Origin of the sequence: Exiguobacterium sp. s124, from assembly GCF_018617485.1 — a bacterium.
GTDB classification, from domain to species: domain Bacteria; phylum Bacillota; class Bacilli; order Exiguobacteriales; family Exiguobacteriaceae; genus Exiguobacterium; species Exiguobacterium aestuarii.
In genome coordinates this window covers 1,443,039-1,466,463 of sequence record NZ_JACSKH010000001.1, presented here as the reverse complement: position 1 = coordinate 1,466,463, position 23,425 = coordinate 1,443,039, and the positions used below count along the sequence as shown (strand labels likewise).

Genomic DNA, 23,425 nt, shown 5'->3' with positions numbered 1-23,425 from the left:
GGTGAGCGGATGCGCTATTTGACAGCTGGTGAATCACATGGTCCGGGACTGACGGTCATTATTGAAGGTGCCCCTGCCGGTCTAGCTATAGATTTAAATCAAATCAACATAGAATTGAAAAAGCGTCAGTCTGGATATGGACGAGGACGTCGCATGCAAATCGAATCAGACCAGGTAGATGTTCGTTCAGGTATACGACACGGTAAGACAACAGGTGCTCCGATTACATTTTGGATTGAGAATAAAGATCATACCCATTGGAAGCACGTCATGCAAGCCGAACCGATCGATGACGACCTTGAAGTCAAACGACGTGTCTCGCGGCCGAGACCAGGTCATGCCGACTTGGTCGGTGGGATGAAATATGACCATCGTGATTTACGTGACGTCTTGGAACGCTCGAGTGCAAGGGAGACGGCTGCACGTGTCGCGGTAGGTGCCTTCTGTAAACAGTTGCTCGAACAAGTCGGGGTGTCCCTCTTCAGTTATGTAAAAGTAATCGGCGGGGAAAAGGCGGAAACGCGTGCGTTCGAATCACTTCAAGAAGCAAAAGAAATCATCGATGCTTCGCCTGTCCGAACGCTTGACGAGGTAGCAGCCGAGCGAATGATGCGTCGCATCGATGAAGCGAAGTCAAACGGAGACTCGATTGGCGGCATCGTCTGTACGGAAGTGCACGGTGTCGTTCCTGGACTTGGTTCCTACGTGCAATACGACCGGAAACTGGATGCGAAAATTGCGCAGGCTGTCATGAGTGTCAACGCATTTAAAGGTGTGGAGTTCGGAGACGGTTTTGACATGGCATATCGACCTGGATCAGAAGTGATGGACCCGATTGCTTACGGTGACGACGGGTATACGCGACTCAGTAATCACCTCGGGGGCTTTGAAGGCGGGATGACAACGGGAATGCCGATTCTCTGTTCAGCGGTCATGAAACCGATTCCGACGCTCTATAAACCACTCCAATCGGTCGATATTGATACGAAAGAGGCGTTCCTCGCTCAAATTGAACGGAGTGACTCATGTGCTGTTCCTGCAGCATCACTCGTCGTCGAGGCGGTCATCGCGTTCGAAATTGCGAAGGAAGTATGTGAGACGTTCGGTCACGATACGATGGAACGAATCAAACGTCGGGTCGATGAATATCGGGAGGAGTTGCGTGTATGGTGACCATTCCGATAACAGCATCGACCCCGTACAACGTCGTGGTCGACAATGAAGATCGTTGGATTGGAACAAATGACTGGTCACATGCCTCGATGCTCTGGGTCATCACGGACGAACATGTCGATTTACTTTACGGGGAATCGTTCCTCGAAAAGTTAAAACACGTTCATTCGCGAGTCGTTTGGTCTGTCGTCGAAGCCGGTGATGCGTCGAAGTCGTTATCGCGGCTCGATCAGCTTGTCTCGGAAGGGTTGAGACACGGATGTGACCGTCACACCCTGATTATTGCTTTCGGTGGCGGGATGGTTGGCGATTTAGCTGGATTTTTAGCGAGTGTCTATATGCGCGGTGTTCCTTACATACAAGTCCCGACGACGATTTTGGCTCACGATTCGGCTGTCGGAGGTAAAGTCGCCGTCAATCATCCGCTCGCGAAAAATGCAATTGGTTCTTTCTATCAACCGGTGGGCGTCTATTATAATGTCTCTCGTTTTGAAACCTTGCCGGTACAGGAAGTGCGAAGTGGCATCGGTGAACTGCTAAAACATGCGTATTTATCACGTTACGTCCTCGAATCCTCTTTCGAGGACGACTTGTTTTTCGCACTGACTGGACTTGTAAAGATAGATTGGATCACATGGCTCGCTCGCGGTATTGAAGTGAAACGAGCGATTGTCGAGACAGATGAGCGGGAACAAGGTATTCGCGCTTGGCTCAACTTCGGGCATACGTTTGGGCATGCACTAGAATCTGTCGAGGCGTATCGTATTCCTCACGGTGAAGCGGTTTTGCATGGGATGGTATTTGCCTTTTTACTATCGAATGACGAGTCGCGGGCGAGACGGTTGTTTGAGTGGATCCGTATGAACGACGTCACGCCGATTGACTGGAAACCGTTCGACCATTACATTGAAAAAATGACTCGTGATAAAAAGAATCGACACGGAGAAATCCGATTTGTCTTGCTTCGTGACTCGATTGCCGTTGAAGCAGTACCGCTAGAGCAGATTCAACATACATTTGAACAGATGAAAGGATGGTGGGAACAATGAGTTTAAACGGTACAATCCGTGTTCCGAGTGATAAATCGATCACCCATCGTGCGCTTTTATTCGGCATGATGGCGACTGGGACGACGCGTGTATTGCATCCGCTCCTCGGTGCCGATTGTCGTTCGACACTCGACATCATTCAATTACTCGGAGCACACGTGACCGAACGACAAGACGAACTCGTCATTACGGGTGTAGAAACTCTTCGCTCGGCACGACTTGACTGTGGGAACTCGGGGACGACGATGCGCTTGTTGCTTGGGCTCTTGTCTGGATATGATGGTTCATTTGAACTCGTGGGCGATGAATCCCTATCGAAACGTCCGATGCGACGCGTCACAGCACCACTACGTGAAATGGGGGCGGCCGTAACAGGAGATGTGGCGCCTCTCGTGATCGAAGGGAAAACGCTACAATCCATCGACTATACGTTACCGGTTGCGAGTGCCCAAGTGAAATCGGCGGTCCTTCTCGCTGGGTTACGTGCTGAAGGAACGACAATTGTGCGTGAGCCGATGTTGTCTAGAGATCATACAGAGCGAATGTTGCCACTCTTTGGGGCGAACCTATCCGTTGATGAAGAAGAAGGGATACGTGTGATTCGCATTGAACCGACTCGTCTGAGCGGCGCGACGGTCGATGTGCCAGCAGACCCTTCATCGGCTTCCTTTTTCTGGGCAGGAGCAGCAATCGTACCGAACAGTTCGGTCACGACGACGGACGTCTGTTTGAATGAGACAAGAATCGGATTTTTACGTACACTCGAGCGCATGGGTGCGAGTGTTGTCATTTCCAATGAACGAACTGTCGGTGAGGAAGTGGTCGGCGATGTTACCGTGACGTCGAGTGAGCTGTCTGGTACGGTCGTCGAAGGGGAAATGATCCCGTCGCAAATCGATGAATTACCGTTATTTGCGCTCGTCGCCTCACAGGCGAATTCACCCTCCATCGTGAAAGACGCAGCGGAACTGAGAGTGAAAGAGACCGATCGGATTGACGTGGTCGTCTCGGAGTTACGTAAACTAGGCGTGGACATCGTTGGAAGAGAGGACGGATTTATCGTAAAACCGAGTCGTCTTCATGGCGGAAACGTCTCAACATATGGTGACCATCGTCTGTCGATGATGTTACAAATCGCATCACTCGTCACAGAGGATACCATCCAAATTGAAGGCATCGATGCGTCCGATGTCAGTTATCCCGACTTCCGTCAAGATTTACAACGGATTCAGCGTGAGATAGAATAACGACAAACCGAAGGCCAGGAGGACGAAACATGCTAGATGAAGCAGCACTAACACATATAATCGAGATGCTTGAATCAGGAGAGACTGAACATGCTCTTGCGCATATAGAAGAACTTGAAAAAGAAGGGTCCGATGACGATCGCCTCGCAATCGCCGACTTGTATTTAGAACTTGGTCTTGCCGACCGTGCGACCGACGTCCTATCAAAATTATACGTCGACTACGAAGGGGACCCGAACGTCGCTCTCTCACTCGCGGAGGCATATTTAGACAGTGACCGCGAAGAAGAGGCGATTGCAGTGTTAGAGAAGATCAAGTCAGATGACGCCGAGACGCAAGTGAGAAGTCTCGTCTTGTTAGCAGATTTGTATCAATCTCAAGGGCTCGATGAAGTAGCCGTGAAAAAACTGATGCAAGCACTTGAAAAGAACCCGGACGAACCGTTACTCATTTACGGGTTAGCCGAATTGTATGCATCGACTGGTTCGTTTGAACAAGCCATTCCGCTCTATGCGCGACTTCCGAAAATGAAATTACCGGCTGAAATTGATTACCAAGCGGATTATGCGGAAGCACTCACGATGGTCGGATCATTCGAAGAGGCGCTTGAAGAGTATGAAAAAGCAACACATCGCGATTTAAATACTGTCTTTGGACATGCCATGACAGCTCACCGGATCGGGCGAGAGGAAGTCGCTATCAAGCAATTTAAAGAGCTTCAGGCAATGGACCCGGACTTTACGTCGCTCTATCTCCCGTACACCGAAGCATTAGACGCGCTTGGACAGACGGAAGAAGCGCTTGAAATCGTAGACCAAGGGATCACGCGCGACGACTATAATGACGAACTTCGTCACGTCAAAGCGAAATTGCTCCTCAAACTCGGAAACCGTGAAGGGGCCATTAAAGAGCTTCGGGAAGCACTCGTTTTGAATCCGGAATCGCTACAAGCGACAGAATTGATCTTATCGATTTTATTCGAAGCAGGAGAAATCGATGACGTCCTCGAAACAATAGATGCACTTGAAGATCATGCGACATCGCCGCTTATGACTTGGTACAAGGCGAAAGCGAAATATGAGCTTGAAGAGTATGAAGAAGCAGTCAGTTTGTATGCCTCGATTGAGCCGATGATGAAAGAGGACGTGTCATTTGTGACAGAATGGGCTACACTGTTGATAGAGGAAGGTCGTAGACAAGACGCGCGACTTGTGGTCGAGCAATCGCTTGCATTGGTGGTCGACCTTGAAGATCGCCAAGTGCTCGAAGACCAGCTCGAACAATTGTCTGATGACGTAGAATGATAAAGGGAAGGGAATGAGGTCAGATGGTCGAGCGGAAACGGAATTTTTTGAAGCGATTTGTCGCTCATCATACACTTCGGAAACGTGAAGCAAAGTGGATTCTTGACTATTGGTTGAGACATCCCGATAAGCTTGGCAACGTTCATTTCGTCACGAACGCCTCGGTCTCGCCGCGAAGTCTTGTGATGACGGCGTACGGATTTGACGGTGAACCGTTTCGATATCGACGGGGAGACCTTGTAACCATGAATCCTGAGAAGGCCTATCATGACATCCGTCTGCACGATGGGCCGATCTATGTGGAATTAAACTTCCAGGGCATGATGATTGATGAGAACTGGGTCGACATCGTGGAACAGAATCCGTTTGAGCCGGTGGTAGAAGTGAAGGATGAAGTTTCTTCCTCTGCCCAGACGGTCATTCAAGCCTCGGTTGCCCAATTTGAAGAGGAGCGACTGTTGATTGAAATCGATAAAGCGCTCGATCGTCGAGACGAAAATTTATTCCGCAATTTGACGAGTCAGCTTCACCAAGTACGGGCATCTAAATTATTTTGAAAAAAACAAGCGCTTCCGTTCCGGTAGGCGCTTGTTTTTTGGTATATTAATAACGTAGGAATACACAATTATTTCACAGTTCGTTCATAAGTTTGAAACGTGAACGAAGTCATGTACGATACAATAGACATGATGAGATCAGTTGGAGAGGAGGGAAAAGATGAGGTTCGATAGTCAAGGGGCACTTCGCTCGATTGCCGAACGACAATACGTCGATACGCTCATCGTTCCGCTCGCAGAATTGGCGTTTGGTGAGGATATGGTTCGTAAAGCCGAAAGCTATGAAGTCATTCATGCCGTTACGGTCGAGACAGAACGTCAATTATCTGGTCGAACGATGCTCAGCCCGACAATCAGTTACACCGATGTGGAAGCTGGTGTGGAATTAGCGAAAGATGTAGTGGAAAAAGCGGAAACATCCGGATTTTCTCACGTTTTGTTCATTGCATCAGACGTCCGTTTCAAGCCGTATGAATTGCCAATTTTGTTCGTGCCGCCGTTAGCGCTAGGAGCGATGACGAGCGATCAGGCGCATACGATGGTACAAAATTTTGCGACACAAGTTATCACGGAACTTTCGAGCCGTTGGATGGCGACATGAAGCGGTTGACGTAGAGGTTTTATTGATATACTATTTTGTTGAGTGAGAAATTTTTGTGAAGAATGCATAAAGAATTATGGGGTTATGCACACGAATGAGGGGGGAACGAAATGGCTCAAAATGGGTCAAAAGTCACGCGCCGTCAGTTCTTAACGTACACACTGACTGGAGTAGGTGGCTTTATGGCGGCAACATTGATCAGTCCGATGGTCAACTTTGCGATCGATCCGGTTTTGAAAAAATCTGGAGCAGGCGACAAAGTAAAAGTAATGAGTCTTGATGACATCACGACTGAGCCGCAACGTGTCGACTTTAAGAAACAAACACAAGATGCTTGGTACGAATTTGAAGAAACACTTTCAGCATGGGTATACAAAACAGAAAGTGGCGAAATCATCGCACTTTCTCCGATTTGTACACACCTTGGCTGTCAGGTAGCTTTTGCAGGTGATCCGACTCGTCCACAAGAATTCTTCTGTCCATGTCACTTAGGACGTTATGAAAAAGATGGAACGAACATCCCGGGTACACCACCAACTGCACCACTTGCACGTTACGAAAAAGAAGAAAAAGATGGCTTCCTATATCTAGGTAGCCCAATTTCACAGAAGTGAGAGGGGGACTAGTCGATGTTACAAAAAATTTATGATTGGGTCGATGAGCGCGTAGACATCACACCGCTCTGGCGCGATATCGCAGACCACGAAGTACCGGAACACGTCAACCCTGCTCATCACTTCTCTGCATTTGTCTATTGTTTTGGCGGTTTGACATTCTTTACGATCGTCATTCAAATCCTTTCTGGGATGTTCTTGACGATGTACTATGTACCAGATATCATCAACGCGCACGCGTCGGTGTACTATTTACAAAATGAAATTGCACACGGACAAATCGTTCGTGGGATGCACCACTGGGGCGCATCCGTTGCCATCGTCATGTTATTCTTACATACGCTCCGCGTGTTCTTCACGGGATCGTATAAGAAGCCACGTGAGCTTAACTGGGTCGTCGGTGTACTCTTGTTCTTCGTCGTCTTGGCGCTTGGACTTACAGGATACTTGCTTCCTTGGGACATGAAAGCGTTGTTCGCAACGAAAGTTACGCTTCAAATTGCTGAAAGTGTACCGGTTATCGGTGGTATTGCGAAGACACTTCTCGCCGGTGGTGAGATTGTCGGGGCGAGCACACTCGCACGATTCTTCGCCATCCACGTCTTCTTCTTACCGGCGGCATTGTTCGGACTATTGGGAGCCCACTTCTTGATGATTCGTAAACAAGGGGTTTCTGGACCGCTATAAGCCGATTCGAGGAGAAAAAGGAGGAGAAACGATATGCATCGCGGTAAAGGGATGAAATTTGTAACCGACTCTCGAGTAGGAATCTCGAATCGGAAACAAAACATTGCAAAAGACTATTCAGAATATCCAGGACGCACAGAAGCGTTTTGGCCAAACTTCTTGCTTAAAGAGTGGATGGTAGGTTCGGTCTTCTTGATCGGATTCATCGCTTTGACGATTGTCGAGGCACCACCGCTTCAAAATATCGCCGATCCAACGAACACGTCATACATTCCATTACCGGACTGGTATTTCTTGTTCTTGTATCAGTTACTCAAATATCAATTCGCAGCTGGAGACTGGATCTTACTCGGTACAGTCATTATTCCAGGTTTGGCGTTCACGGCACTTCTCATCGCACCTTGGCTTGACCAAGGTCTCGAGCGTCGCCCTGCGAAACGACCAGTCGCCATTAGTTTCATGATGCTCGGTATTCTTTCAGTCTTCTACTTGACTTGGGAATCTGTTCAAACGACACACTGGGATCAAGTTCATGCACAAGGTGAACTTCAAATTCCAGGTGAAGGTCCTGAAATTGATACAGCTGCACCAGGATATGAGATTTATTCGGCTCAATCGTGTGTGAACTGTCACGGTCAAAACTTAGAAGGTGGAGCAGCTGCTCCTGCCTTGGTCGGTACGACGTACACGGCTGAAGAGATTGCAGATATTGCTGTAAACGGGATTGGGACGATGCCTGCTGGTCAGTGGGACGGCTCACCTGAAGATTTACAAGTATTATCTGAGTTCATCGCTTCATATGGTGAAGGCGGCGAAAATAACGAGTAAGCCATAAAGTGTAGCCTGAGAAACCAGGCTACACTTTTTTACTTATTTGTTCGTATTGCGATAAACTGAAGAAAAAAGGATGGAGACAATGAACCCGACGTTTTTAAAACCTTTCTTGATGCATCGAATCGTACTGACTCTTTTATTTGTCATCAACTTAGGAGGTACGATTTACGGCTATATTTGGTATGAACCTCAACTACGGGATACACCTTATGTATATTGGCCATTCGTTCCGGACAGCCCAACGGCATCCCTCTTCTTTACGATTGTGCTCGGGCTATGGATTGCGAACAAACGCTCTCCACTGTTTGAGACGCTTGCGTTCATTACGTTGATCAAATATGGGGTATGGGCCGTAATCATGAATATCATGTTTTTAGGGACGTTACCGCCTGATGCACCGACCCTCACCGTCTTAATGGCGGTCATGTTGATGGTCTCCCACGGAGCAATGGCGCTTCAGGCACTCATCTATGCACCGTTTATGAAATGGACAGTTACATCGTTTGTCTGCTCGCTCATTTGGGTAATTCATAATGATGTGGTCGATTATGTGCTCGGTCAATGGCCGCGCTATCCGTCACTCGCAGAACATATCATGTGGATCGGCTACGGCTCGTTTTGGTTAACGGGATTATGTTTTTTTATGGGATATGCGTTCGTCCTACGCCCTTCGCTTGAAAATAAGTTCATAAGAATGTAAAATCAAATTATCAAATACACGCAGAGGTGAAATAGAAAATGTCATTAGGTGGCTATATTTTCTATCTTGCACTGATTATGCTCATCCCTTTATGGGCCCAGATGCGAGTGAAAAGCACGTACAAACAGTTCTTAAAACAACCGCTTCAAAGCGGTGTCACAGGCGCACAAGTCGCTGACTTCATCATGAAACAGAACGGTGTTCACAATGTACGAATCGAAATGGTCGATGGACTCATGAGTGACCACTATGACCCGGTCAATAAAGTCGTTCGTCTGTCTCGTGAAGTATATCAAGGGTCGACGATTTCATCGGCTGCGATTGCAGCTCACGAGATTGGTCACGTCATTCAAGATGCGACTGACTACAAGATGATGCGCGTTCGTCATAGTCTCGTTCCAGTCGTTAACATTACGTCGAACTTGTCGTTCCCGTTATTGCTCGGAGGCTTCTTGTTCGGCGCACTCGGGTTGGCACAACTCGGTGTCATCATGATGCTCGGGGCGGTCGTATTCCAATTGATTACGCTACCGGTCGAGTTCGATGCTTCGAAACGGGCGATGGCACAGTTGACGTCACACGGAATCGTGACGGCGACAGAAGAGTCAGGTGCACGTAAAGTATTGAATGCCGCAGCATGGACATATGTGGCTGCGACGCTCGTTGCCGTTGCCGAACTCATTCGTTTGGCACTCATCGTCTTCATGCCACGAGAAGAATAGAACAAAATCCCGTCAACCGGCGGGATTTTTTGATTTGTTGAGAGAGGGAGATGTTGTCCATGAAGCCACAACTGACAGCGATGGGTCATGATCAAGTGAAAAATAGGCTCGCGACGTTAAAGCATGCCCGGACGGCTGCACGTGAACGCATGCGGACGGCGCGAAAGTTTTGTGATTTCCGAGAAGATGTCACCTATGTCGAAGCGGTACGTGACTATGAGCGGATGGAGGCGGATATTTTAGAACTTGAACGCCTGCTTGACGACGCGACAATCGTCGAATCCAAACAAACGGACGTCGTGTCATTCGGAAACAAGGTCGTCATTCGGGAACGAAACGACGAGGAGACGGAGAGCTATCGAATCGTAAGTGAGGCCGAGGCGGACTTAGGACAAGGGAGTATTTCAAGCTCATCGCCACTCGGTCGCAATTTGATTGGTGCTACGGTTGGTCAAATCGTACACGTCGAATCGCCCGAAGGTACGCTGGCATTCGAAGTGCTTAGCATTGAAGCATAAAAAATCGCCCGTTCATATGATGAACGTGGCGATTTTTGTTTACTTCAACGGAATCCGATTCTCATCGAACGTGAACCCTTCTCCTCCAACTTCATAGACGTGGTGGAACGTGACAAATGCATGCGGATCGATCTGTTTGACGATCGTCTTCAAACGGTTCACTTCATTTCGTCCGACGACGACGTACAATACTTCAAGGTCACGATTCGAGTAGCCACCTTTGGCAAGCAACCTTGTCGTGCCGCGGTTCATCGTTGCGTGAATCCCATCAGCGATGGCGGTCCGGTGGTCACTGATGATCATCGCCGCTTTACCGGCATACGTCCCTTCTTGCATCGAGTCAATGACACGTGCCCCGATATATACAGCGAGAAGTGTATACATCGCCTCACGGTAATCGAGATACGTCAAACTAAGGACGATGACAAAGAAGTCGAAGATGAGAAACGTCTTTCCGATTGACCAACCGATATATCGTTGGACGAGACGCGCGATAATGTCGACGCCACCGGTCGTCCCGCCATTGTTGAAGATGATGCCGAGCCCGACCCCGATAAAGAGACCGGCGAACAAACTGGCGAGCACCATATCATCCGTCAGGTCGATGACGAGCGTAGAATATTTAGCGATGAGTGCATACCAAAGTGAGAATGAGAACGTCCCGATGAGTGTATAGATGAACGTCGTTCGACCTAACAACTTGTAACTCATGAAAAAGAGCGGGATGTTTAACGCCAAGTTCGTAATGGAGGGCGAGATATCAAAGAGACCCCGAAGAATCAAGGTGATTCCGGTGAATCCACCTTCAGCCAAATTGTTTTGGACGTTGAAGTGATAAACGCCGAATGCAAAAATAAAAGAACCTATTAAAATGAATATAATATTTCGAACACGAATCGGTAATTGTACCGTCATCAAGTTCACCTCCCCTTAGATAGATTACTCGAAAAACAGTTCGATTGACTACCCTGAACATATGACATTCAGAAACGAGTCGGCTATACTTTTCAAAGAAGAGGTGATGTAGATGAAAGTAGTAGCCATCGGGGCACATCCAGATGATATCGAAATCGGGATTGCAGGGATGACCGCCCAATGGACAAAAGAGAAGATTGAGGTCGTTTACGTCGATTTGACGAGAGCGGAGCTATCTTCGAATGGTGATGTAGAAACACGACAACGAGAAGCAAGTGCGGCAGATGCTGTGCTCGGTGTCCGTCGCATAAATCTCGGCTTTAAAGACCGGGGGATAGATGGAAGCGCAGAGCAGCTCGAGGCGATCGTTTCGTTGATTCGTCGTGAACGTCCGACACACTTGATTTATCCATATGAGGTCGACCGTCATCCAGATCATGCAGCTTGTGCGTACTTGGTGACAGAGGCGCTGTTCAACGCGGGTATCCGAAAATATTTACCGGAGCTTCCGGCATATCGACCGGAAAGTGTGTACCAATACATGATCAATGCGCACGTCGAGCCAGACGTATGTGTCGATATTAGCGAGACAATTGAAGTGAAGACACAGGCGCTGCAATGTTATGCGAGTCAATTTACGCCTGTTGACGGGGTGAAAACGCCACTCACAGACGCTTATGTAGAACGGGTGGTCGCCCGTGAACGACATTTTGGAAGTTTGATTGGCGTCTCCTATGCGGAAGGTTTGAAGCGAGTGCGACCGTATGTCGTGAAACAGGCAGGTGATCTCACATGACGTATCGGATTGGGATTCTTTGTTATCCATCGGTCGGAGGCTCGGGAATTTTAGCGACAGAACTCGGGATGAAGCTTGCAGACCGCGGACATGACGTCCACTTCATCACGAGTAGTATGCCGTTCCGTTTAAACGCCTACCATCCGAATATCACGTTCCACCAAGTCGAGATCAATCAATATTCAGTCTTTCGCTATCCGCCTTACGATATGACGCTATCGGCGAAAATCGCGAGTGTCATCCAGTCGTTCGGACTTGATGTCATTCATGCGCATTACGCGGTCCCACATGCTGTATGTGCCGCGCTCGGTCGGGAGATGGCCGGTGTGAAGACACCGATCGTCTCGACGTTACATGGGACCGACATCACGGTGCTCGGTGAGGATGAGGAATTGAAACCGGCGATTCTTTATGGCTTACGCCAATCGAATGCCATCACGGCCGTCTCACATAGTTTGAAACGGGAGACAGAGGAGCGGATCGCAGGCGATTTACCGATTCAAGTGATTCACAACTTTATCGATGAATCGGTCTATACACCTCAAATCGACCCGACATTACGGGAACGCTACGGATTGACGGCAGATGACCGAGTCGTCATCCACATTTCAAACTTCCGTCCCGTCAAACGTGTCGACCTTGTCCTTGAGGCGTTCGACAAGATGGAGGTTCCGCATAAAAAACTGTTACTCGTCGGAGATGGACCTCTCATGGGTGCGATGCGTCGTCTCGTGGCAGAGATGGGACTTGAAGACGACGTCATCTTTGCCGGGAAACAAGAGCAAGTCGCCGCACTCCTCTCCATTAGTGACGTTCATGTCCTATTGTCAGACAAAGAGGCGTTCGGTCTCGTCGCACTCGAGGCGATGGCGACGGGTGTTCCATCGGTCGTCAGTGACGCAGGCGGCTTACCGGAAGTCATCACGGACGGCGAGGACGGCTTTGTCGTGCCGCGAGGTGAGGCGACAATCGCCGCTCTGGCGATGCAACGCATACTGACAGACACGGTACTTCAAGAGCGGTTCAGACAAAATGGACTCGAAAAATCGAAGCGTTTCGCTTCGCAAGACATCGTGACACAATATGAGCGCTTGTATGAACAGGTGGTGACTTCATGACAGAGTGGGAGTATGCAAAACAGATCATCGAGACAATCGAACAACATGGCGGTGAGGCGTACATCGTCGGTGGGGCCGTTCGGGACTATGTGCTTGGAAGTTTGCCCGACGATATCGACTTGGCCACTTCTCTGTTTCCGGAGGAAGTGATGGCACTGTTCCCGAAATCGGTCCCGACCGGTATCGAGCATGGAACGGTCACGGTCATCATTGACCATCACCCGTTTGAAGTGACGACATTTCGTTCGGAAGGGTCGTATTCAGATTCAAGACGTCCGGACCATGTCGCACTCGGGGTGACACTCGAAGAGGACATGTTGCGTCGCGACTTTACGATGAACGCGATGGCGTTCCATGATGGTCAAGTCGTGGATTTATTTGGGGGTCAGCATGATTTAGAGGAACGGATCATCCGGACGGTCGGGAGTCCTTTCGAACGGTTCGGTGAGGATGCCCTTCGGATCATGCGTGCCCTCCGTTTCATGTCTCAGCTCGATTTTACCTTACATGAGCAATTGCGCGACGCGGCGAGTGCGCTTAGCCATAAGCTCGAACAGATTGCGATGGAACGCATCGCGATCGAGTTTGAAAAGCTGTTGACCGGACCTGCCTACCGAAAAGCGTTAGCCGAGATGGTCGAGCTCGGGATCCATCGTCATTTACCGAACGTGACGACCGAATTGATGCAGCGGGTGCAACAAGATGAGCGGACTCCCGTGAACGCAGTCAGTGGCTGGGCTCTCTTCTTATATCATGCGAAAGATGAGACGTGGCTACTGCCATGGAAACGATCGAACGCGATCAAGCGGGAGGCTCGGGCGCTCGCCGAACTCTGTGAGACGGGGCTCGATGTGATGACGGTCTACATGACGGATGAAGACACGCTCTCGACTTATTTTAAAATGAATGGTGAAAAGGACCGCAGTCGAGAACTGAAACGATTGCTCCCGATCCAATCTCGTCAAGAACTGAAATTCAATGGCCGGGATGCCCTTGAACTTGGGGCGAGAGGAGAGGCAATCAAGCACCTGTTGCTCGATCTCGAACGACGTGTCATTTCACAAGACATTCCGAATCATGAGACTGTATTGAAAGAGGAGGCGAGAAGATGGCTTCAACGCGCGGGCGTGTCCTGACACTGTTACAAAATGGGGAAGTATGGAGCGGACAAGAATTGGCGCGCCAATTGAATATTTCACGTACCGCTATTTGGAAACATATCGAAACCCTTAAACAAGACGGGTACGAGATTCATACCATTCCCCGTAAAGGATATCAACTGATCGAACAGAGCGATCGGTTGGATGAACCAGCTTTCGTCTCATTCCGAAAAGGCCGATTCGGTCAAACTGTGCATGCATATGAACAAATCGATACGACACAACGAATCGCCCATGAGCTAGCTCAACAACATGTACCAGAAGGGACACTCGTCATCAGTGAGGAGCAGACTGCAGGACGGGGACAACTCGGGCGACATTGGTATAACCCGAAACAAGTCAATATTGCGGCGAGTATCATCCTGAGACCCGATTTGCCAATTCGTGACGCGTCGAAACTGACTTTGATGGCAGCGAGCGCCTTCGCGAGAGCGCTTAATCATCGACACCTTGATGTCACGATTAAATGGCCAAACGACTTATTATTGAATGGAAAGAAAATCGGCGGTATTTTGACAGAAATGCAGACGGAAGGCGACCGTATCCAAGCTGTCATCTTAGGGTTCGGCGTGAACGTCAATGGCGAGGCAGTTCCGCAAGAGTTGGCACATCGGGCCACCTCCCTTTACCTAGAGACCGGTAAACGATACCGTCGAAGTGAACTATTAGCTGAATTGCTAGCTGAACTTGAAATCGAATACGATCGATTCCTCGAAGCGGGGTTTGACTCGATTCGAGTAAATTGGATGCGTCATGCCGCCTATTTGAATGAAACGATTACGTTGAACGCTTCTCGTGCGTCGCGATCTGGTGTCATGCGAGGGATATCCGAAGAGGGCGCGTTGCTTCTTGAGGCAGATGGAAAGATTGAAACGATTTACTCTGCTGAGATTGCGGTGTGGAATGATTGATGAAAGCGAGACCATCGACTATACTTAATGTGTCGGACGCTATCATTTGTTGAAGTGTACCGCACTTGCAGACTGTCACAATCAGTTGTCTGCCTTGATCATTTTGACAGGGACAGAAGGACACTACTCATGAAAACCATGAACTTGTTTTTCGTGCGCCTTCTTGCCATTCGTGTAAGAAGGCGTTTATTCTTTCCTGTCTCCACGTTTAGGAGGAGAAACAGATGCACACGATGACTTCATTATTGAAAAAGATGAACGAGCAGGAAAAGCTCGTCATGTTGACGGCGTATGATTATCCGTCAGCGAAGCTGGCAGAAGCGGCAGGTGTCGATTTGATTCTGGTCGGCGATTCCCTTGGGATGGTCGTTCTTGGGTATGATTCGACAATCCCAGTGACGACGGAAGATATGCTTCACCACTCGAAAGCTGTACGCCGTGGGGCGAAAAACACGTTCGTCGTAGTGGATATGCCATTTGCGACATACCATGGTGATTTTGATCGTACGCTCCAGGCAGCGTCCCGTCTATTCCAAGAAGGACATGCGGATGCCATTAAACTAGAAGGTGCCGGCGAAGTCCTACAGACGATTGAACGTCTGACTCAGGTGGGGATGCCGTGCGTCGCCCATCTAGGGTTGACTCCGCAATCGGTCGGTGTATTAGAAGGGTACAAGGTACAAGGGAAGTCGCTAGAGGCAGCTGAAACACTACTTCAAGACAGCTTGGCTGCCGAGCGAGCGGGTGCGAAGATGCTCGTCCTCGAGTGTGTGCCTCACCAGTTAGCAAAACGAATCGCAGAAGAGTTGACAATCCCAGTCATCGGGATCGGTGCCGGGGCGGAAGTCGACGGACAAGTACTCGTCTATCACGACGTATTGAAGTACGGGGTAGACCGCTTACCTAAATTCGTTCAAGCATATGCGGATGTGAATGAAGTGGCGACAGAGGCTATCCGTTCTTATGTGGAAGAGACAAAAACTGGTCAATTCCCGCTTGAACGTCATACGTTCACGATGGATGAATCGTTACTCGATTCGCTGTATGGAGGAAAATGATGAAGATTGTATCAACCGTTGAAGAGTTGCGTCACACGCTTCCGACGAACCAAACAGTTGGCTTCGTTCCCACGATGGGATATTTGCATGAAGGACATATGAGTCTCGTTGAGAACGCACGACGTGAAAATGACTTCGTTGTCATGAGTATCTTTGTCAATCCGACTCAGTTCGGCCCGAACGAAGACCTCGATCGGTATCCTCGAGATTTTGAACGAGATGAAAAGTTGGCTCGGGAAGCCGGTGTCGACCTTCTGTTCTATCCGACAACGGAGACGATGTATCCGCTTGATATGGCACGCGTCACTGTTCGCCAAGGCGCGGACGTGTTATGTGGGGCAAGTCGTCCCGGCCATTTTGATGGTGTGTTGACAATCGTCTCTAAATTATTTAACCTTGTTCAACCGACACGTGCTTATTTCGGTCTGAAAGATGCCCAACAAGTGGCGCTGATCGAAGGATACGTCCGAGACTATTTTGTTCCGGTCGACATTCGACGCTGCCCGATTATTCGTGAGGAGACAGGATTAGCCAAGTCTTCTCGAAACGTGTATTTGTCAGATGTTGAAAAAGAAGAAGCGAGTCAAATCTTTAAAGCGTTGACGGTAGCAAGAGAAGCGCTTGAGTCAGGTCACAAGATTGAGGAAGTAAAACGACAATTGACTGAACGATTAGACGGGATTCCAAACAGTCAAATCGATTATGTCGAACTCGTGGACTATCCGACGCTCGGTGTTGCCTCAAGCGATTCGAATGAAATATTGATAGCGGTGGCCGTTCAATTCGAACGAGCCCGATTGATTGATAATGTGATTTGGAAGAAGGGATGAATCCAATGATTCGTACATTTATGCACGCGAAGCTTCATAAAGCTACAGTGACAGAAGCAAACTTACACTACGTCGGTTCGATCACAATCGATGAGGACTTGATGGATGCGGTGGGCATCATGGAAAACGAGCATGTTCATATTACGAACAACCATAACGGTGCTCGCATCGAGACGTATGTCATTAAAGGGGAACGTGGATCGGGTGTGATTTGTTTAAATGGTGCCGCTGCACGTCATTTCCAGGTCGGTGACGTTGTCATCATCATGGCGTACGGTCAAATGACAGCGGAAGAAGCGAAAACGCATCGTCCGAAAGTAGCCGTATTGAATGAGCAAAACGAGGTCGATCAACTTCTTTACGAAGAGATTGCCCATACGATTTTATAAAGTATTGTGGGGATGTCGACAAAGGCATCCCCGTTTTTTCGTCGTTCGTTCTATGGTAAGATGAGACAGATAGAAAGCACGAGCGTGCCTAAGATGGGATGGATGTTATGGACACGTATGTGATTGTGGATATAGAGACAACGGGTCATTCCGTAAAGTCCGGTGATGAACTGATTGAGTTTGCGGCGGTCGTCGTACAAGCTGGTGAAGTAATCGAGCGCTATAGCACCTTGATTCGACCGGGTCGACCAATCCCACCTTTTATTACGCAATTAACAACGATTAGCGATGATGACGTAAGTGATGCACCGACATTTGAAGAAGTGATTCCCGACATTTGGAAAATGCTAGATGGACGGGTATTTGTCGCGCATAACGTCGCATTTGATTTAACTTTTTTAAACGAGAGTCTGGAACAAGCCGGTTACCTTCCATTTCAGGGTAGAGCCATTGACACGGTTGAAATGTCGCGCATTCTTTATCCGACATTAGAGAGCCATGCCCTTGAAGCGTTATCCGACACGTTTGACCTCGTACATACAGACGCACATCGGGCCCTTAGTGATGCGGAGGCGACTGCCGAGCTCTTTATTCGAATGCTGGAACGGCTCCGTGAGTTGCCCGTCGTGACGTTGAAACGACTTCGCGACTTATCAGAGTCGTGGACGAGTCATATCGAACCGTTACTCGATGAAATCATCGTCGAGATTGGGATTCGACCTGATGACGAAACACGTTTTGATATTCATCGTAAGATTGCTTTGCGTCGTCCGGACGATTCATTCGTACCGGCAATAGAGCGTGAACCGTTCGAACCGTTTCTACTTCGTACGATTGAAGAGACGCTCCCGTCAATCTTTGAACAGTTTGAGCCGAGACAAAGTCAATTTGAAATGATGCGTCACGTCTATAAAGCGTTAGACGATGAGGAAACGCTGTTAGTCGAAGCTGGGACCGGTACTGGGAAGACATTGGCGTATTTGATTCCGAGCGCGCATCATGCACTCGAGACGAAACGGCCGGTCGTCATCAGTACGCATACGATTCAATTACAGGAGCAGTTGTTGACCCGTGATCTACCGGTGCTCCAACAGATTTTTCCGGAAATTGAATTCACGCTGTTAAAAGGAAGACGGAACTATATCGATTTGCGAAAATTTGAGATGGTTCTCGACGAATCGAATGATGGACTGTTAGTTTCGATGTGTAAAGCGATGGTGCTTGTATGGTTGACTGAAACGGTGACGGGGGATTTAGAAGAACTCTCCTTCCCAGGGTCTGCGACGCAAGGTCCTGCCGCGTTCAAACGCCTGATACAAGCAGATGCTTCAAGTGAATTCGGTCGATTCGATCCATGGTATAGTCGTGACTTTTTCACAAAAGCAGTCCTACGTTCGAAAGAGGCAGACTTGATTGTGACGAACCATGCGTTGTTATTCTCGGATTTACAACATCAGGCAGGTATCTTACCGACTGATACGCCACTCGTATTAGACGAGGCGCATCAAGTCGAAGAAGTGGCCTCTCATCATTTTGGTGTGACGTTTGATGCCATCCAATTCGATCGGTTGTTCAAATGGTTCGGATATGGAGCGGATGGAAAGTTTCATTCACGAATCATCCAACTTGCCGATCTGACTTCTGTTACGGAAGAGGCGGAGGCGTTCAGCCAACAAATTGATTCTGCGCTTGCTCGGGTTGAAGAAGAGCTCGAGGACCTTTTGACTGCGTTGCAATCGTTAGGAAAGAAAAAAGAACCTCGTCAAACGGTTCGTTTCGAACGAGAAGGAGCTGCGTTCCGACCAATTCGCGAAGTGGCGAATCGATTAGAGGACAAGTTGCGAACGCTTCGGACATCGCTCAGGCACCTACACCGTCTGCTCGATGAGCGAAAAGAGCATATGACATTCAAACAACGTGCGCTCTTGAGTGATTTGAAGACATTGATTAGCGATGTTCGAGAACTCGAAAGTGTCATTTATGAGACGATGTTGACACGAGACGATGATGCGGTCAGCTGGGTCGAGTTGAATTTAGGGAACCGAAAATTGACTTCGGTGTATACACAACCTGTCGAGATTGGGCCGCTGTTGCACGAACGTCTATTCAAGAAGAGACCGACGATTTTAACGTCGGCGACGATGACAGTCTCCGGTAAGTTTAGTTTCATGGAGCGTCGACTTGGACTAGAAGGAGAACCGGTGAGACGAGTCGTGCTACCATCACCATTCAACTTTAAAGAGCAGGCCAAGTTGTTTGTTCCATCAGACTTCCCGTTAATCAATGATGTCCCGCTACCGCAATTCGTCGACCAGACGGCCCAATCAATCGTTCAAATCGCGAACGTGACAAAAGGACGGATGCTCGTTCTCTTCACATCGAATGAATTGTTACGTCTCACTTACGAACAAGTGAAAGATCATCTCGACCCGTCCTACACGCTCCTTGCCCAAGGTGTCAGCGGAGGGTCGCGTAGTCGATTAACGAAGCAGTTTAAGCGGATGGAGCAGTCTATTCTTTTCGGGACCGCTAGTTTTTGGGAAGGTGTGGACATTCCGGGTGAGGCGTTGACCTGCCTTGTCATCGTACGTCTACCGTTTGCGCCACCAGATCAACCCATTATGCAAGCCCGTTCTGAAAAGATTGAATCGATGGGCAAATCCCCATTCTTTGAACTGTCACTTCCTCAAGCGGTCATTCGATTCAAGCAAGGTGTCGGTCGATTGATTCGATCGAAAGTGGACTATGGTGCGATTTTTGTATTTGACCGTCGAGTGGAGACGACTCGGTACGGGAAACAGTTTATCAACAGCTTGCCGAAGGTGGACCGGATTGAAGGGACGCTAGAAACGTCTCTATCAGAGTTGGAGTTATTCTTAGATGAAAAGGAAAACTCCGTTGCAAGAAATGATAGATAACGCTAGGCATCATGATGTTATCGTTTTATAATGATACGTATAGTGTTTTGGAGGAGGAGTCAACATGAATTCGAATATTGAGACGCTTGCGAGTGTACGCATCGAACCGACTGCGGATGTTTATAAGATTGTCGATTTATTGAATCGGACGTTAAAAAGTCAAGATTTGATGTTCGGCCTTTCGCTTGAGAAAAAAGTGAATGATCCGAAGAAGGAAGAGATGGTCTTCACCATCTATCGTACAGAATGACCAGAAAAACAAAATGGATCGTCTCATTGCTGACGGCACTAATTGGTGTCGTCCTTGTCTTTAGCGTGATGTATCGATTCACGATTGGACATACAGAAAATCAAAAAGAGCAACTCATCGAGGAAGCAACGACACGATTGAATGAGGAATCGCCAAACCTACAAGTGGGGCAAGGCGAGCTGTTCAATGGGACAGAGGCATATGTTGTTTTCCCGGAAGCGGACGGCGACTCTATCTGGTTCGTGCCATTGAATGACAAACTAGAGATTGAGCAGCGTGAAATCGGTGAAGTAAATGCGAATGATGTCTGCGCTCGTTCAGTCGAGGAGACAGGCGGACAACTAGTCAGTTGTAAGTATGGCTTCGACGAGAGAGCGCTTATTGAAGTAGTCACAAAGGCAGATGCATCTTATACGTATTCGTATTACACGTTACAGACTGGAGAGTATATTCGACGCGTCCAATTGACCGATCAAATGTGACGAATTAGAGGGGGATCATGATGGAACATCTATTAGCGAAACGAGTAAAGCAACTCACGCCATCGACAACATTAGCGATTACGGCTAAAGCAAAAGCACTAAAGGCATCAGGAAAAGATGTGATTGGACTCGGGGCAGGTGAGCCTGATTTCAATACACCAGAACGAATCATCGATGCTGCATGCCAAGCGGCTCGTGATGGCGATACAAAATATACACCTTCGGGCGGGACAGTCGCGTTGAAGGATGCCATCATCGAAAAAACGAAGCGGGATAGTCAGTTAACGTTTGAGCGTAATGAAGTGATGGTCGCTTCTGGTGCAAAACATGCTTTATACGCTTTATTCCAAGCAATTTTAGATGAGGGTGACGAAGTCATCGTCCCGACACCATACTGGGTCAGTTATCCAGAGCAAATTAAACTTGCGGATGGAGAGCCTGTATATGTCGATACCAATGAAGACACATCATTCAAATTGACACCAGAATTACTCGAACATGCGATCACGGACCGGACGAAGGCAGTCATTTTGAACAGCCCTTCAAATCCGACGGGAATGATTTACACGAAAGAAGAGCTACAGGCACTCGCCGATGTCGTTCTTCGACATAACCTTCTCGTCGTGAGCGATGAAATTTATGAGAAGTTGATTTATGGGGACGCAGAATTCGTATCGATTGCGACTCTACCAAACATGCGTGAACGTACAGTGATCATCAATGGGGTCTCGAAGTCCCATGCGATGACAGGATGGCGAATCGGGTATGCCGTTGGTGATGCGACAATTATTAGTGCGATGACAAACTTAGCTTCTCACTCGACATCAAACCCGACATCTGTCGCTCAGGCGGCAGCAGTCGAGGCATACAATGGACCACAAGATGATGTGGATATGATGCGTCAGTCGTTCGAAGAGCGACTCGATATCGTCTATAATCGTCTCGAACAAATTCCAGGAATCACTTGCTTGAAGCCACAAGGCGCATTTTACTTATATGCCAATGCGAAAGTTGCCGCGACCGAGAGCGGATACGACACAGTCGATGCTTGGTGCGAGGCAGTACTTGAAGAGGCGAACGTGGCACTCGTTCCAGGTTCTGGATTTGGACAGGAAGACTACGTACGATTATCATATGCAACAGAATTAAAACGCGTATTAGAAGCGCTCGATCGAGTAGAAGACTTCATTACGAAGCGCACTCGATAAGCGAAAGGATGGAAATGAATATGACAACAATTTCAATTAACCAGTTTAAAGATTATGAAGGACAAACAGTCCGCGTCGGCGCTTGGATTGCCAACAAACGTTCGAGCGGGAAAATTGCGTTCCTCCAATTACGTGATGGTAGCGGATTTGCACAAGCCGTCGTTGTGAAGGCGGACGTTTCTGAAGAATTGTTCACCCTCGCCAAAGGTGTGACACAAGAAACTTCTGTCTGGGTGACAGGTAACGTCAAATCAGATGGTGGACGTACACCACTTGGGTTTGAATTAGAAGTTACTGATTTAGAAGTGATTGCGGAATCAGTGGATTATCCAATCACACCAAAAGAGCATGGAACGGAATTCTTGATGGACAACCGGCACTTATGGCTCCGTTCACGTCGTCAACACGCGATTATGAAAGTTCGTAACGAAATTATTCGTGCGACATATGAATTCTTTAACAAAGAAGGATTCGTCAAAATCGATCCACCAATCCTGACAAGCAGTGCACCAGAAGGTACGACAGAGTTGTTCGAGACAGACTACTTCGGTCAATCTGCTTACCTCTCCCAGACGGGCCAATTGTACATGGAAGCCGCTGCGATGGCACTCGGTAAAGTATTCTCGTTCGGACCGACTTTCCGTGCAGAGAAGTCAAAAACGCGTCGTCACTTGATCGAGTTCTGGATGATCGAGCCAGAGATGGCGTTCTTCGATCACGATATGAACCTAGAAATTCAAGAGCAATATGTTTCATACATCGCACAGTCAGCCCTTGAGAACTGTAAGAATGAACTTGAATTCCTTGGACGTGACCTAGAAAAGTTGGCGCAAGTGAAGGCACCATTCCCACGTGTCCGTTATGAAGATGCAATCAAATTCTTGAAATCTGAAGGATTCGATGATATCGAATACGGCGACGATTTCGGTGCACCACATGAGACGGCGATCGCGAACGCGCACGATCAACCGGTCTTCATCACACACTGGCCAAAAGAAATCAAACCGTTCTATATGAAAGTGGACCCTGAAAACCCAGAGCTCGTACTGTGTGCAGATTTGATTGCACCAGAAGGGTATGGCGAGATCATCGGGGGGTCGCAACGTGAAGACGACTATGAACGTCTAAAAGAAGAAATCATCAAAGAAGGTCTTGACGAAACCGATGCATACGATTGGTATCTCGAACTTCGTCAATACGGTTCGGTCCCACACTCTGGTTTCGGGCTCGGACTGGAGCGTACGGTTGCATGGATCAGTGGAATCGAGCACATCCGTGAAGCAATCCCGTTCCCACGTTTATTAAACCGAATCCACCCTTAACGATTAATCGGGGAAGACGTCATGTCCTCCCCGATTAATGTGTCTTAGAAAGGAAGTGCGAC

Annotated in this window: 25 protein-coding genes; 24 read left to right on the top strand and 1 reads right to left on the bottom strand. The window is 48.4% G+C overall.

Translation table 11 applies throughout. The features are described from left to right. The first annotated feature begins 9 nt into the window (after positions 1-9). From aroC to KNO85_RS07610, 12 genes are all read left to right on the top strand, one after another. On the top strand, positions 10-1,173 hold the full coding sequence (gene aroC, locus KNO85_RS07665) for a chorismate synthase (RefSeq protein WP_214788628.1): 1,164 nt from the start codon (positions 10-12) through the stop codon (positions 1,171-1,173). Further along, positions 1,167-2,222, top strand: a complete 1,056-nt coding sequence (locus tag KNO85_RS07660; protein ID WP_214788625.1) for a 3-dehydroquinate synthase — start codon at positions 1,167-1,169, stop codon at positions 2,220-2,222. The genes aroC and KNO85_RS07660 overlap by 7 nt, the downstream gene beginning before the upstream one ends. Continuing rightward, positions 2,219-3,469 carry a 3-phosphoshikimate 1-carboxyvinyltransferase gene (aroA, locus tag KNO85_RS07655; RefSeq protein ID WP_214788623.1) on the top strand — a complete coding sequence of 417 codons (1,251 nt, stop codon included), beginning with the start codon at positions 2,219-2,221 and terminating at the stop codon, positions 3,467-3,469. Before KNO85_RS07660 ends, aroA begins: the two co-directional genes overlap by 4 nt. Positions 3,470-3,498: 29 nt before the next feature. Continuing rightward, positions 3,499-4,773, top strand: a complete 1,275-nt coding sequence (locus tag KNO85_RS07650) for a tetratricopeptide repeat protein (RefSeq protein ID WP_214788621.1) — start codon at positions 3,499-3,501, stop codon at positions 4,771-4,773. A 23-nt stretch (positions 4,774-4,796) separates the two neighbouring features. Next, positions 4,797-5,330, top strand: coding sequence for a ReoY family proteolytic degradation factor (locus tag KNO85_RS07645; RefSeq protein ID WP_214788619.1), 534 nt, complete (start codon positions 4,797-4,799; stop codon positions 5,328-5,330). Positions 5,331-5,490: 160 nt separating this feature from the next. After that, entirely contained in the window at positions 5,491-5,931 is a 441-nt protein-coding gene (locus KNO85_RS07640; RefSeq protein ID WP_214788617.1) for a DUF2487 family protein, read from the top strand. Positions 5,932-6,041: 110 nt separating this feature from the next. Next, positions 6,042-6,545: a QcrA and Rieske domain-containing protein gene (locus KNO85_RS07635; protein ID WP_214691882.1), complete on the top strand. Its 504-nt coding sequence runs from the start codon at positions 6,042-6,044 to the stop codon at positions 6,543-6,545. Positions 6,546-6,560: 15 nt separating this feature from the next. After that, positions 6,561-7,232 (top strand): menaquinol-cytochrome c reductase cytochrome b subunit, encoded by a 672-nt coding sequence (gene qcrB / locus KNO85_RS07630; protein WP_015881478.1) that lies wholly within the window; start codon positions 6,561-6,563, stop codon positions 7,230-7,232. Between the two features lie 33 nt (positions 7,233-7,265). Beyond that, entirely contained in the window at positions 7,266-8,060 is a 795-nt protein-coding gene (locus tag KNO85_RS07625) for a menaquinol-cytochrome c reductase cytochrome b/c subunit (RefSeq protein ID WP_214788615.1), read from the top strand. Positions 8,061-8,148: 88 nt separating this feature from the next. Then, positions 8,149-8,766, top strand: coding sequence for a DUF1405 domain-containing protein (locus tag KNO85_RS07620; RefSeq protein WP_214788613.1), 618 nt, complete (start codon positions 8,149-8,151; stop codon positions 8,764-8,766). A gap of 38 nt (positions 8,767-8,804) precedes the next feature. Beyond that, a complete protein-coding gene (locus tag KNO85_RS07615; RefSeq protein ID WP_214745364.1) occupies positions 8,805-9,488 on the top strand; it encodes a zinc metallopeptidase in 684 nt (227 codons plus the stop codon). 59 nt (positions 9,489-9,547) lie between these two features. Beyond that, positions 9,548-10,006: a GreA/GreB family elongation factor gene (locus KNO85_RS07610; RefSeq protein ID WP_214788610.1), complete on the top strand. Its 459-nt coding sequence runs from the start codon at positions 9,548-9,550 to the stop codon at positions 10,004-10,006. A 39-nt stretch (positions 10,007-10,045) separates the two neighbouring features. Here the strand turns inward: KNO85_RS07610 and KNO85_RS07605 are convergent, their stop codons facing one another. Further along, positions 10,046-10,921, bottom strand: coding sequence for a YitT family protein (locus KNO85_RS07605; protein ID WP_214788607.1), 876 nt, complete (start codon positions 10,919-10,921; stop codon positions 10,046-10,048). A 112-nt stretch (positions 10,922-11,033) separates the two neighbouring features. Here KNO85_RS07605 and bshB1 point away from each other — a divergent pair, with 112 nt between their 5' ends. The 12 genes from bshB1 to asnS all read left to right on the top strand — a co-directional run bounded on the left by bshB1 (position 11,034) and on the right by asnS (position 23,363). Next, on the top strand, positions 11,034-11,717 hold the full coding sequence (gene bshB1 / locus KNO85_RS07600) for a bacillithiol biosynthesis deacetylase BshB1 (RefSeq protein ID WP_214788604.1): 684 nt from the start codon (positions 11,034-11,036) through the stop codon (positions 11,715-11,717). Continuing rightward, positions 11,714-12,835 carry an N-acetyl-alpha-D-glucosaminyl L-malate synthase BshA gene (bshA, locus tag KNO85_RS07595; RefSeq protein ID WP_214788601.1) on the top strand — a complete coding sequence of 374 codons (1,122 nt, stop codon included), beginning with the start codon at positions 11,714-11,716 and terminating at the stop codon, positions 12,833-12,835. The genes bshB1 and bshA overlap by 4 nt, the downstream gene beginning before the upstream one ends. After that, positions 12,832-13,971: a CCA tRNA nucleotidyltransferase gene (locus KNO85_RS07590; RefSeq protein ID WP_214788598.1), complete on the top strand. Its 1,140-nt coding sequence runs from the start codon at positions 12,832-12,834 to the stop codon at positions 13,969-13,971. Before bshA ends, KNO85_RS07590 begins: the two co-directional genes overlap by 4 nt. After that, entirely contained in the window at positions 13,944-14,906 is a 963-nt protein-coding gene (locus KNO85_RS07585; RefSeq protein WP_214788595.1) for a biotin--[acetyl-CoA-carboxylase] ligase, read from the top strand. The genes KNO85_RS07590 and KNO85_RS07585 overlap by 28 nt, the downstream gene beginning before the upstream one ends. Positions 14,907-15,130: 224 nt before the next feature. Beyond that, complete coding sequence (gene panB / locus KNO85_RS07580) at positions 15,131-15,964, top strand: 3-methyl-2-oxobutanoate hydroxymethyltransferase (RefSeq protein WP_214788592.1); 834 nt, start codon at positions 15,131-15,133, stop codon at positions 15,962-15,964. Next, the gene (gene panC, locus KNO85_RS07575) at positions 15,964-16,794 is read left to right on the top strand and encodes a pantoate--beta-alanine ligase (protein WP_214788590.1); all 831 of its coding nucleotides are present in this window, start codon (positions 15,964-15,966) and stop codon (positions 16,792-16,794) included. Before panB ends, panC begins: the two co-directional genes overlap by 1 nt. Before the next feature lie 5 nt (positions 16,795-16,799). Next, positions 16,800-17,183 carry an aspartate 1-decarboxylase gene (gene panD / locus KNO85_RS07570; protein ID WP_015881490.1) on the top strand — a complete coding sequence of 128 codons (384 nt, stop codon included), beginning with the start codon at positions 16,800-16,802 and terminating at the stop codon, positions 17,181-17,183. 107 nt (positions 17,184-17,290) lie between these two features. Continuing rightward, on the top strand, positions 17,291-20,101 hold the full coding sequence (gene dinG / locus KNO85_RS07565; protein WP_214788587.1) for an ATP-dependent DNA helicase DinG: 2,811 nt from the start codon (positions 17,291-17,293) through the stop codon (positions 20,099-20,101). A 64-nt stretch (positions 20,102-20,165) separates the two neighbouring features. Continuing rightward, positions 20,166-20,351, top strand: coding sequence for a YpmA family protein (locus KNO85_RS07560; protein WP_015881492.1), 186 nt, complete (start codon positions 20,166-20,168; stop codon positions 20,349-20,351). Between the two features lie 26 nt (positions 20,352-20,377). Beyond that, the gene (locus KNO85_RS07555) at positions 20,378-20,833 is read left to right on the top strand and encodes a hypothetical protein (protein ID WP_251130595.1); all 456 of its coding nucleotides are present in this window, start codon (positions 20,378-20,380) and stop codon (positions 20,831-20,833) included. A 20-nt stretch (positions 20,834-20,853) separates the two neighbouring features. Further along, a complete protein-coding gene (locus KNO85_RS07550) occupies positions 20,854-22,041 on the top strand; it encodes a pyridoxal phosphate-dependent aminotransferase (RefSeq protein ID WP_214788582.1) in 1,188 nt (395 codons plus the stop codon). 20 nt (positions 22,042-22,061) lie between these two features. Then, positions 22,062-23,363, top strand: a complete 1,302-nt coding sequence (asnS, locus tag KNO85_RS07545) for an asparagine--tRNA ligase (protein WP_214788579.1) — start codon at positions 22,062-22,064, stop codon at positions 23,361-23,363. The last annotated feature ends 62 nt before the right edge of the window (positions 23,364-23,425 follow it).